The 10200-nt window shown below is 71.1% G+C and carries 10 protein-coding genes; 8 read left to right on the top strand and 2 right to left on the bottom strand.

The window, feature by feature from the left end; translation table 11 throughout:
• The first annotated feature begins 100 nt into the window (after window positions 1-100).
• Complete coding sequence (locus tag ESP51_RS16375) at window positions 101-871, top strand: energy-coupling factor transporter transmembrane component T (RefSeq protein WP_129521972.1); 771 nt, start codon at window positions 101-103, stop codon at window positions 869-871.
• Window positions 872-920: 49 nt separating this feature from the next.
• On the opposite strand, the gene ESP51_RS16370 is transcribed toward ESP51_RS16375, so the two are convergent.
• On the bottom strand, window positions 921-1880 hold the full coding sequence (locus ESP51_RS16370) for an FKBP-type peptidyl-prolyl cis-trans isomerase (RefSeq protein WP_129521961.1): 960 nt from the start codon (window positions 1878-1880) through the stop codon (window positions 921-923).
• 109 nt (window positions 1881-1989) lie between these two features.
• On the opposite strand from ESP51_RS16370, the gene ESP51_RS20695 reads away from it, so the two are divergent.
• Window positions 1990-2820 carry a class I SAM-dependent methyltransferase gene (locus ESP51_RS20695; protein ID WP_164990564.1) on the top strand — a complete coding sequence of 277 codons (831 nt, stop codon included), beginning with the start codon at window positions 1990-1992 and terminating at the stop codon, window positions 2818-2820.
• Here ESP51_RS20695 and ESP51_RS16360 read toward each other — a convergent pair whose 3' ends face one another.
• Entirely contained in the window at window positions 2821-3672 is an 852-nt protein-coding gene (locus ESP51_RS16360) for a sulfurtransferase (protein ID WP_129521960.1), read from the bottom strand.
• A gap of 79 nt (window positions 3673-3751) precedes the next feature.
• Between ESP51_RS16360 and ESP51_RS16355 the strand changes: the two genes are divergently transcribed.
• The 6 genes from ESP51_RS16355 to mnhG are packed head-to-tail and all read left to right on the top strand — an operon-like array spanning window position 3752 to window position 10118.
• Window positions 3752-6820, top strand: coding sequence for a Na+/H+ antiporter subunit A (locus tag ESP51_RS16355; RefSeq protein WP_129521959.1), 3069 nt, complete (start codon window positions 3752-3754; stop codon window positions 6818-6820).
• On the top strand, window positions 6817-7269 hold the full coding sequence (locus ESP51_RS16350) for an NADH-quinone oxidoreductase subunit K (protein WP_129521958.1): 453 nt from the start codon (window positions 6817-6819) through the stop codon (window positions 7267-7269). Before ESP51_RS16355 ends, ESP51_RS16350 begins: the two co-directional genes overlap by 4 nt.
• Window positions 7266-8849, top strand: a complete 1584-nt coding sequence (locus tag ESP51_RS16345; RefSeq protein ID WP_241843218.1) for a Na+/H+ antiporter subunit D — start codon at window positions 7266-7268, stop codon at window positions 8847-8849. Before ESP51_RS16350 ends, ESP51_RS16345 begins: the two co-directional genes overlap by 4 nt.
• Window positions 8846-9496 (top strand): Na+/H+ antiporter subunit E, encoded by a 651-nt coding sequence (locus tag ESP51_RS16340; protein WP_164990563.1) that lies wholly within the window; start codon window positions 8846-8848, stop codon window positions 9494-9496. The genes ESP51_RS16345 and ESP51_RS16340 overlap by 4 nt, the downstream gene beginning before the upstream one ends.
• Complete coding sequence (locus ESP51_RS16335; protein WP_129521956.1) at window positions 9493-9765, top strand: MrpF/PhaF family protein; 273 nt, start codon at window positions 9493-9495, stop codon at window positions 9763-9765. Before ESP51_RS16340 ends, ESP51_RS16335 begins: the two co-directional genes overlap by 4 nt.
• Window positions 9762-10118 (top strand): monovalent cation/H(+) antiporter subunit G, encoded by a 357-nt coding sequence (gene mnhG / locus ESP51_RS16330; RefSeq protein WP_129521955.1) that lies wholly within the window; start codon window positions 9762-9764, stop codon window positions 10116-10118. The genes ESP51_RS16335 and mnhG overlap by 4 nt, the downstream gene beginning before the upstream one ends.
• Window positions 10119-10200 lie beyond the last annotated feature (82 nt).

The raw sequence follows: 10200 nt of genomic DNA, 5'->3' as shown, positions 1-10200 counted from the left end.
GTCGACGGGCGGCTCGCCCGCGGCTCCCGGTGCCGCGGCGGCATCCGGCGGCCGGCTCGACCCCTTCGCCCCGGCGGCACCGGCACCCGCGTGGCGGTTCCTGCACCACCTCAATCCGCTCGCGAAGGTGCTCGCGCCGGTGCCCGTGATGGTGCTCATCGCCTTCTCGCGGGGCATCCCGGTGCCGCTCGCGTTCGCGATCTTCGCGATCGCGCTGCTCCTCATCGGCGCGCGGCTGTCTCGCGGGGCCCTGCTGCTCGTGCTCGTGGCGATCCCGGTCGTGACGCTCGTCGTCGGCGTGAGCTTCGGCATCTGGATCGACCCGGGCCGCATCGGCGCCGACGACCCAGGCGCCGGCGTCGTGCTCCTCGAGCTCGGCGACCTGCGGTTCACGCTCGCCGCCTACCTGCTCGGTCTCGCCACCGCGCTGCGATTCGCGAGCATCGCCCTGCTGGCGCTCGCCGCCGGGTTCACGACGACCGGGCCCGACCTCGTGCGCGCCATGGTGCAGAACCTGCGCGTGCCGTACCGCATCGGCTACACCGTGCTGGCGTCGTACCGCTTCGCGCCGCGCTTCGGCCACGAGCTCGAGGTCATCAGGGCGGCACACCGGGTGCGCGGAACGGATGCCGGGCGCGGCCCCATCGCGGCCCTCTGGCGCGCGATCGGCTACGCCGTGCCCCTGCTCGCGAGCGCCATCCGGCATGCCGAGCGCGTCGCCCTCGCGATGGACGCCCGCGCGTTCGGCGCACACCCGACCCGCACCGAACGGCACCGCATGCCCTGGCGCGTTCGCGACACCGTCTTCGTCGCGTGCTTCCTCGTGGCGAGTGCGGCGCTCGCGTGGTGGGCGTCGGGCCTCGGCGCGTGAAAGGGCCGGGCGGCGAACGCCACCCGGCCCTTCACTGCTCGCGTGCGGGCTACTCGGCCGGCGCGGTGCCCTCGATCTCGACGAGGAACACGAGCGTCTGCGCGCCGAGCTCGTGCGCAGCGGCATCCGTTCCATAGCCGTACTCCGGCGGGATGGTCACGATGAGCTTCGTGCCGACCTTCTGGCCGACGAGCGCGGCACCGAAGCCCTGGATGACGCCGTCGGTCGGGAACGTCGCCGGCTCGCCGCCGTAGCTCTGGTCGAAGATCTCACCGGTCTCCCAGCTCGTGCCCTGGTACTGCACGGTCACGTTGTCGCCGGTGCCGACCGTGTCGCCGTCGCCCTCTTCGAGCACCTTCAGCAGGAGCGCAGTGGGCGGAGCCGAGTCGGGCAGCGTGACCGTGGGCGCTTCACCCTCGGCGCCGAACTTCACCTCGGGCGGGTTCTCGGTCCACTCGCCGGGCTTGAGCGGCTCCTGCACCTCGACGACGTCGACGACGATGACGATCGTCTCGCCACCGGCGATGCCGATCGACTCGTTGCCCTCGTCGCCGTAGAGCGTCGAGGCCGGCGCCACCGTCACGGTGCGCGAGCCGACCGGCACGCAGTCGATGCCCGAGAGGAACGCGTCGAAGAGCTTGGAGTCGCCCACGGTGATGGTGGTGGGCTGCGAGAAGACGCGCTCACCCGTCGTGCCCGAGAACGCGCTGATGACCGCGTTGATCGGGTCGCCGGGCGCGGTCTCGTCGCCGTCGCCCTCGATAGCGACCGATCGCTCGAGCGACTCCGCCTCGAGCGGCGTCGTGAACGTCGCGGTCGGCGCCTCGGCGAATGCGCCCTCGACCGTGACGCCGTCGCTCAGCTCGCCCGACGAGACCTCCATGCACTCGGCGGTGGCATCTGGCGTTTCGGTCGGCTCAGGCTCGGGGCTGCCGGCACAACCGGCGAGGAAGAGGGCTGCGGTGGCGGCGAGCGCGACGGGCGCGGCGCGGCGCAGGACACGATTCATAGGGGGAGATCTCGTTTCGATCGGGAGACACGTCTCCCCAGTCTGCACGTTCCTGGCTTTCGATTGCCTGAATCCCCGATTCTCGGCCGATCAGGGACACAATGGGCACATGGGGGAGACAACAGGGGTGCCCGATTTCGCGGAAGGCTTCGCCGCTGCGGCGGCCTCCTTCGCGGAGATCGACGACGCGCTCTGGAATCCGATCTCCACCGCCGCCGTGTTGCGGTCGCACCCGCAGTTCGGTGAGCTTGTGCTCGACGCGTGCTGCGGTGACGGGGCATCCGCGGTGCCGACCGCCGAGCTCGTGGGCACCGGTGGCCTCGTCGATGCGGTCGACTTCGCCGAGGGGCTCATCGAGCTCGCCCGGGAGCGAGTGGGCGAGCGGATGCCGCAGCTGCGCTTCCACGTCGCCGACGTCGCCACCTGGGAGACCACCGGGTACGACCTCGTGCAGTGCGTGCTCGGCATCCTGTTCTTCGACGACCTCGACGCGGGAACCCGCCACCTCATCGAGCGCGCACGGCCGGGAGGGCGGGTCGCGATCACGGTGTGGGCGGCCGGCGCGATGGAGCCGCTCGCCGAGGTGCTGACATCGGCATTGCCCGAGGGCGCGGCATCCGAGCTCGGCGACCTGCGCTCGCCGGCGATCGACATCGCAAGCACGCCTGGAAACCTCGCGCATTGGCTCACGGGGCTCGGGCTCGTGCAGGTGCGGGCCGAGGCGGTGCGGCGCCATCTCGACCTCACGCCCGAGCTCGCATGGGGGCTCGTCGAGGGCACGGGCCTTCGCCTCGCGCTCGGCGACCTCGATGACGAGGCCGTGGCGGGCGTACGCGAGCGCTACCTCGCGGGCCTCGAGGAGCGCGACGTGCAGACCGTCGACGTCACGACCCTCATCGCGGTGGGCCGCCGCCCGTCTCCCCCGCCGGCGGCCGAGTAGCTACTTCACGGTCAGGCCGGCCTCGGCTCCCGTCGCGACGGGCCGCGCCCAGTCGTTCGACCACTGGCTCCACGAGCCCGGGAAGAGTGCTGCGTCGATGCCGGCGATCGCGAGGGCCGCGACTTGGTGCGCCGCCGTGACGCCCGAGCCGCAGTAGGCGGCGACCGGAGCGTCGCCGTGCACGCCGAGCGCGGCGAAGCGTTCGCGCAACTCCTCGGGCGTGCGGAATCGGCCGTCGGCGTCGAGATTGGCCGCGGTGGGCGCCGACACTGCGCCCGGGATGTGTCCGGCGCGCGGGTCGATCGGCTCGACCTCGCCCCGATACCGCTCTGCAGCGCGCGAGTCGAGCAGCACACCCTCGGCCGGAATGCCGGCTGCCCCGTCGATGTCGACGACGGGCATCGAGCCGAAGTGCGCGGTGGCGTCGCCCGACTCGGGCGTGGTCTCGCCGGTCTCGAGCGGATGCCCCGCTGCGCGCCATCCCGCGAGCGCGCCGTCGAGCATCCGCACGTCGGCCACGCCCGCGTGCTTCAGCAGCCACCACGCACGAGCGGCGGACTGGTTGCCGAGGTCGTCGGTGACCACGACCGTGTCGCCGTCGCGAAGCCCCCAGCGCCGCATCGCCGCGGTGAGCCCAGCTTCGCCGGGCAGCGGATGCCGCCCCGCACCCTGCACGTCGTGGTCGGCGAGCTCGCGATCGAGGTCGACGTAGACGGCGCCCGGGACGTGCCCGGCGCGGAACGCCTCGCTCCCGTCGGGTTGGGCGAGCGTCCAGCGCACGTCGAGCACCACGGTACGTTCACCCGACGAGAGTCGTGCGGCGAGTTCGTCTGCAGAGATGAGGATCGGCATGGATCCATCTTGCCCGGCCCGGGGCGCGAAAACACGCTTCGCTAAACTGGTCGGACGGTTGCGAGCGCGGGGAGGGTGAATGATCGCCTGCCTCGGAGCCTTCGCCGTCGTGGCGGTCCTGACGCCGCTGCTCACGAGGCTCATGGGCCGCCGGGTCTTCGCGATCCTCGCGCTGCTGCCGGCCGCCGTGTTCGTGCTGCTGCTCACGTGGCTCCCGGGTGTGCTCGCGGGCGAGCCCGTCGTCGAGTCCGTGCCGTGGATCCCGGCGCTCGACATCGCCCTGAGCTTCCGCGTCGACGCCCTCGCGCTGCTGCTCGCGCTCATCGTCACGGGCATCGGCGCGCTCGTGCTGCTCTACTGCATGCACTACTTCGCCGACGACGAACCGGCGCTCGGCCGGTTCGCGGCGTTGCTGCTCGCGTTCGCCGGCGTGATGTTCGGCCTCGTCACCGCCGACGACGTGTTCATCCTGTTCACGTTCTGGGAAGCCACGAGCGTGCTCTCCTACCTGCTCATCGGCCACTACACAGGGCGGAAGGAGAGCCGCGGCGCCGCGCTGCAGGCGCTCACCGTCACGACCCTCGGCGGGCTCGCGATGCTCGTGGGCCTCGTGCTGCTCGTCGCGGCGGGCGGCACGAGCTCGCTCAGCGAGCTCGTCGCGAACCCCGTCGACGGGGTCGCGGGCGCGTGGGGCATCGCCCTCGTGCTCGTCGGCGCGATCTCGAAGAGCGCGCTCGTGCCGTTCCACTTCTGGCTGCCCGCGGCGATGGCGGCGCCGACGCCGGTCTCGGCCTACCTGCACGCCGCCGCGATGGTGAAGGCCGGCGTCTACCTCGTGGCGCGGCTCGCGCCCGGCTATGCCGACCTCACGGTGTGGCATCCGATCGTCATCACGCTCGGGGTGCTCACGATGCTCGTCGGCGGCTGGCGGGCGCTGCGCCAGTACGACCTCAAGCTGCTGCTCGCCTACGGCACGGTGAGCCAGCTCGGATTCCTCGTGCTCGTCACGGGCTTCGGCACGCGCGACGCAGCGCTCGCGGGCGTCGCCCTGCTGGTCGCCCACGCCCTGTTCAAGGCCGCGCTCTTCCTCGTCGTCGGCATCGTCGACCACGCCGCCGGCACCCGCGACTGGCGCAAGCTCTCGGGCCTCGGGCGACGGATGCCGGTGATCACCGTGATCGCGATCGTCGCCGCCGCGTCGATGGCGGGCGTGCCGCCGCTCTTCGGATTCGTGGCGAAGGAGGCCGTGTTCGCGGCATTCCTCGACGCCGTCGCGCAGGGCGACCAGTGGGCATGGATCGCGCTCGTCGGCGCCGTGCTCGGCTCGGTGCTCACCGTCGCGTACACCGTTCGGTTCGTCTGGGGCGCATTCGCCACGAAGGCGGATGCCGCGCCCACTCCCCTGCACGGCGAGGGCCGGGCGATCATCGCGGCACCGGGCCTCCTCGCCGCGGCGAGCCTCGTGTTCGCGTTCGCGGTGCCGCTCGTCGAGCCGCTGCTCGCCGCGTACGCCGACGAGCTCCCCGGGCCGCACGAGTTCCACCTCGCGCTGTGGCACGGGCTCGCGCCCGCGCTCGCCGTCTCGGCCGCCGTGTTCACGTTCGGCGCCCTGCTCGTGTGGGGGCGCCAGCGGGTCGCCCGCCTGCAGGCCTCGATCACGCCCGTGCTCGACTCGGCGCGCGGCTACCTCGGCGTCGTGTCGGTCGTCGACCGGCTCGCCGCGGCGGTCACGACCGCGATCCAGCACCGCGGGCTCCCCGGATACCTCGCCATCATCGTCGCGGTGTTCATCGGCGGGCTCGGCGTGGCATCCGTCATGAACACGACCTGGCCCGACGGCGTGCGCCTGTGGGACTATCCGGCGCAGCCGTTCCTGGCACTCGTGATGGCGGTCGCGGGCATCGCCGCGGCCACGGTGCGACAGCGCCTCACCGCCGTGCTGCTCGTGGGCGTCACGGGCTACGGACTCGTGCTGCTCTTCGGCATGTCGGGCGCTCCCGACCTCGCCCTCACCCAGGCCCTCGTCGAGACCGTCGTGGTCGTGGTGTTCGTGCTCGTGCTGCGCCGCCTCCCGCAGCGGATCGCGCAGCGCAACCCGCCGGTGCACAAGCTCGCGCGCGGCATCATCGGCGCGCTCGCGGGCGTCGTGATGGCCGTCATCGGACTCGTCGCGATCGGCGCCCGCATCCAGCCGACGATCGCCGACGGCTTGCCCGCGCTAGCACTCGAGGCCCACGGCAAGAACATCGTGAACGTCATGCTCGTCGACATCCGGGCCTGGGACACGCTCGGCGAGATCTCCGTGCTCGTCGCCGTGGCCACGGGCGTCGCGAGCCTCATCTTCGTGTCAGGACGCACCGGCGGCGCCCCGAGGCTCGAAGACCTCGGCGACGACGTCGAGCCCGTCGACCGGCGCGAGCGGCTCCGCCCCGTGCCCGAACCCGCGTCGAGCATTCGTGCCCCGCGCACGAGCCTCGCGAACACCGAGGGCGAGACGGATGCCGCTGCCGACGCCGCGGGCACCCGGCAGACGTGGCTCCTCGCCGGTCGCACCCTCTCGCCCCGCAACCGCTCGATCCTCATCGAGGTGCTCGTGCGGCTGCTCTTCCACCCCGCGATCGTCGTGTCGGTGTTCCTGCTCTTCGCGGGCCACAACGCACCGGGCGGCGGCTTCGCGGGCGGACTCCTCGCGGGTCTCGCGCTCGTCGCGCGATACCTCGCGGGCGGGCGCTACGAGCTCGGCGAGGCCGCACCCGTCGACGCGGGCCGCCTGCTCGGCACGGGGCTGCTGCTCGCGGCCGGCACCGCGGCGGCGCCGCTGCTCTTCGGTGGCGCTCCGCTCGAGTCCGCGTGGTTCGAGACCGACGTCCCCGTGCTCGGCACCCTCTCGATCGGCACCTCGACGCTCTTCGACCTCGGCGTGTACCTCGTCGTCGTGGGTCTCGTGCTCGACATCCTTCGCGCGCTCGGCGGCGAGGTCGACCGCCAGGAGGAACAGGCGGGCGACGAGACCGGCGAGCTGGATGGCGACGTCGACGACCTCGAGCAGGGCGAGGGCCCCGAGATCGCCGAACGCCCCGAACACGTCGACGCTGAACTGGAGACGCCGCTCACGGGAGCAGGCCGAGCCGGGGAGACCCGCACATGACCGCGTCACTCACGCTCGTCGTGCTCATGGCCGTGCTCTTCGGCGCGGGCATCTCGATCATGCTCGAACGCAGCCTCACCCGCGTGCTCATCGGATTCCTCCTCGTCGGCAACGCCGTGAACATCCTCATCTACCTCATGAGCGGCGCACCCGGCACGGCCCCGATCCTCGGCGAGGGCCTCGACCCCGACGAGATCTCCGACCCGCTCCCGCAGGTGTTCGTGCTCACCTCGATCGTCATCAACCTCGGCATCACCGCGTTCATGCTCGCGCTCGTCTACCGCTCGTGGTGGCTCGCGCAGCTCGGCGAGAAGGGCGACCTCGTCGACGACGAGGCGGAAGACCTCGAGGATGCCGAGGAGGCGGCCGACCTCATCCGCAGCTCCGCGGCCGATGACGCGGCCATCCAGGAGCTCCTCGACGCGAGCGACGAGGAGGTGCCCCGATGATCGCCGCGCTCGTGCCGCTCGTGGTGCTGCTGCCCCTCCTCGGGGCGGCGGCGGCGCTCATCCTCGGGCGGCGTCGACGTGCCCAGATGGCAGTGGGCATCACCGTGCTCGCGTCGGTCGTGGTGATCGCAGCCGTGCTCCTCGTCGCGGTCGACACGAGTGGCCCCGTCGCCGTGGCGGTCGGCGGGTGGGAGGCGCCGTTCGGCATCGTGCTCGTCGTCGACCGGCTCTCGTCGATCATGCTCGTGATCTCGGCGATCGTGCTGCTCGTGGTGCTCGTGTACGCCGTGGGGCAGGGTGTGGCAGACCGCCACCGCGAGACGCCCGTGTCGATCTTCCACCCGAGCTACCTGGTGCTGTCGGCGGGCGTCTTCAACGCCTTCATCGCGGGCGATCTCTTCAACCTGTTCGTCGGGTTCGAGATCCTGCTGGCGGCCAGCTACGTGCTGCTCACGCTCGGCGGCACGGGCGAGCGCATCCGCGCGGGCGTCACCTACATCGTGGTGAGCCTCGTCTCCTCGCTCTTCTTCCTCAGCGCGATCGCCCTCATCTACGGCGCCACGGGAACCGCCAACATCGCCCAGCTCTCGGTGCGCATCGCCGAGCTGCCCGAGAGCGTGCAGCTCATCCTGCACCTGCTGCTCCTCATGGCGTTCGGCATCAAGGCCGCGGTGTTCCCGCTGTCGTTCTGGCTGCCCGACTCGTACCCCACGGCGCCCGCCCCGGTCACCGCCGTCTTCGCCGGCCTGCTCACGAAGGTCGGCGTCTACGCGATCATCCGCACCGAGACGGTGATCTTCTCCGAGAACGACGTGACCGTGCTGCTCATGGTGATCGGCGGGCTCACGATGCTCATCGGCATCCTCGGCGCCCTCACCCAGGCCGACATCAAGCGACTCCTGTCGTTCACGCTCGTGAGCCACATCGGCTACATGATCTTCGGCATCGCCCTGGGCGGAGTGCTCGGCTTCGCGGCGACGATCTACTACGTGGTGCACCACATCACCGTGCAGACGACCCTCTTCCTCACCACCGGACTCATCGAGCGGTTCGGCGGGGCGACGTCGATCAACCGGCTCGCCGGGCTGCTCAAGGCATCGCCGCTGCTCGGCGTGCTGTTCTTCATTCCGGCGCTGAACCTCGGCGGCATCCCGCCGTTCTCGGGCTTCCTCGGCAAGACCGGCCTGTTCCTCGCGGGCGCCGATTCCGCGAACACGGATGCCGCCGGCACCGCATGGCTCGTCTGGGCCGTCATCGCGGCGGGCGCGATCACCTCGCTCATCACGCTCTACGCCCTGACCCGCTTCTGGAACATGGCGTTCTGGCGCGGACGCGGCGAGCTCGAGGGCTACGAGTCGGTGCTCCTCGGCTCGGTGCAGGAGGCTCCCGGCGGCGACACCGTCACCGCGTCCCGCACGACGCCCGTGCTCATGGTCGTCGCGACCACCGCGCTCGTCGTCGTGACCGTGTGCCTCACGGTCTTCGCCGGTCCGCTCTTCGATCTCGCGAGCCGCGCCGCGGAGAGCCTGACGGATCCAGGTGTCTACGTCTCGCTCGTGTTCCCGGGAGGCATCCGTTGACGGGAGTCGAGCCGGTGTTCTCGCCCTGGCGTTCGGTGTGGCGACAGCTGCCCCTGCTCGTCGCGCTCGTCGCCCTGTGGATGTTCCTCTGGGACCACATCGACGTGCTCACGATCGTCACCGGGATCCTGCTCGCGATCGCCGTGACGCGCGTGCTCTACCTGCCGCCCGTGCTCCTCAGCGGCCGGTTCAACCCGTGGCGGGCACTGCTGCTCGGGCTGCGCATGATGTTCGACGTCGTCGTCGCCTCGGTGCAAGTCGCCCTCCTCGCCGTGAACCCGCGCTGGACGCCGATGAACTCCATCATCGCCGTGCAGCTGCTCACCCGTTCAGACCTCGTCACGACGCTCACCGCCGAGGCGATCACGGTCGTGCCGGGCACCGTCGTCGTCGACATCGACCGCGAGCGCGGGCTCCTCTACCTGCACGCGATCGGCACGCGCACCGAGGCCGACCTCGAGCGCACCCATCGCGAGGTGCTCGGCACGGAGGAGCGCATCGTGCTCGCGATCGGCACGCGTGAACAGGCGGCATCCGTGCGGGCCGCTCGTCGTGATCGTCGTGCTCGTCGCACACGGGGCGAGCCCCCTGCATCCGACCGGCCACTGGCCACATCCGACCGACCACCTGAAGGAGGACGCTCATGACGTTCCTCGCCTTCGTGAGCATCCTCGCGGGAGTCATGTTCGGCATCGGCGCGATCGCGGCGATGTCTCGCATCATCCGCGGCCCGTCGATCCTCGACCGAGCGCTCGCCACCGACGTGCTCCTCGCGATCGCGATCTGCGGTCTCGGCGCCGAGATGGCGATCAACCGGCACACCGACACGCTCGTCGTGCTGCTCATCCTCTCGATGTTCGCCATCGTCGGCTCGATCGCCATCGCCCGTTTCATGGCGAAGCAGGATGCCTCATGACCGCGGCCGAGATCGCCGTGGGCGTGCTCGTCCTCGTGAGCGCGTTCCTCTCGATGGCCGCCGGGATCGGCGTCGTGCGGTTCCCCGACGTTCTCACTCGGCTGCATGCTGCGACGAAGCCGCAAGTGCTCGGACTCGCGACCGTGCTGCTCGCCGTCGTGCTGCAGGTGCCGACGTGGGGCGTGCTGACCACCGTCGTGCTCATCATGACCTTCCAGCTGCTCACGCAGCCGATGACGGCGCACATGCTCGGGCGCGCGGCCTACCGCAGCGACCACGTGCGCCGCGACCTCCTCATCGCCGACGACCTCGGCCGCGACATCGCCGAGCACGACCAGGATCCCGCGGCGTGAGCAATCGGCCGAGTGTCTCTCTCCTGCTCATGTGAGTTCCGCCTCACATGAGGCTGAGCTCACATGAGCATCGGGAAAGCCG

This window comes from Agromyces albus, assembly GCF_004134825.1.
Lineage (GTDB): Bacteria > Actinomycetota > Actinomycetes > Actinomycetales > Microbacteriaceae > Agromyces > Agromyces albus.
Note: the sequence above shows the minus strand (reverse complement) of the source record. Positions and strands in the feature narration are given on the sequence as shown.

Coding starts and splice junctions, on each gene's coding strand:
- ESP51_RS16370 (WP_129521961.1), bottom strand. CDS start 1,880: ATGAATCGTGTCCTGCGCCGCGCCGCGCCCGTCGCGCTCGCCGCCACC.
- ESP51_RS20695 (WP_164990564.1), top strand. CDS start 1,990: ATGGGGGAGACAACAGGGGTGCCCGATTTCGCGGAAGGCTTCGCCGCT.
- ESP51_RS16360 (WP_129521960.1), bottom strand. CDS start 3,672: ATGCCGATCCTCATCTCTGCAGACGAACTCGCCGCACGACTCTCGTCG.
- ESP51_RS16355 (WP_129521959.1), top strand. CDS start 3,752: ATGATCGCCTGCCTCGGAGCCTTCGCCGTCGTGGCGGTCCTGACGCCG.
- ESP51_RS16350 (WP_129521958.1), top strand. CDS start 6,817: ATGACCGCGTCACTCACGCTCGTCGTGCTCATGGCCGTGCTCTTCGGC.
- ESP51_RS16345 (WP_241843218.1), top strand. CDS start 7,266: ATGATCGCCGCGCTCGTGCCGCTCGTGGTGCTGCTGCCCCTCCTCGGG.
- ESP51_RS16335 (WP_129521956.1), top strand. CDS start 9,493: ATGACGTTCCTCGCCTTCGTGAGCATCCTCGCGGGAGTCATGTTCGGC.
- mnhG (WP_129521955.1), top strand. CDS start 9,762: ATGACCGCGGCCGAGATCGCCGTGGGCGTGCTCGTCCTCGTGAGCGCG.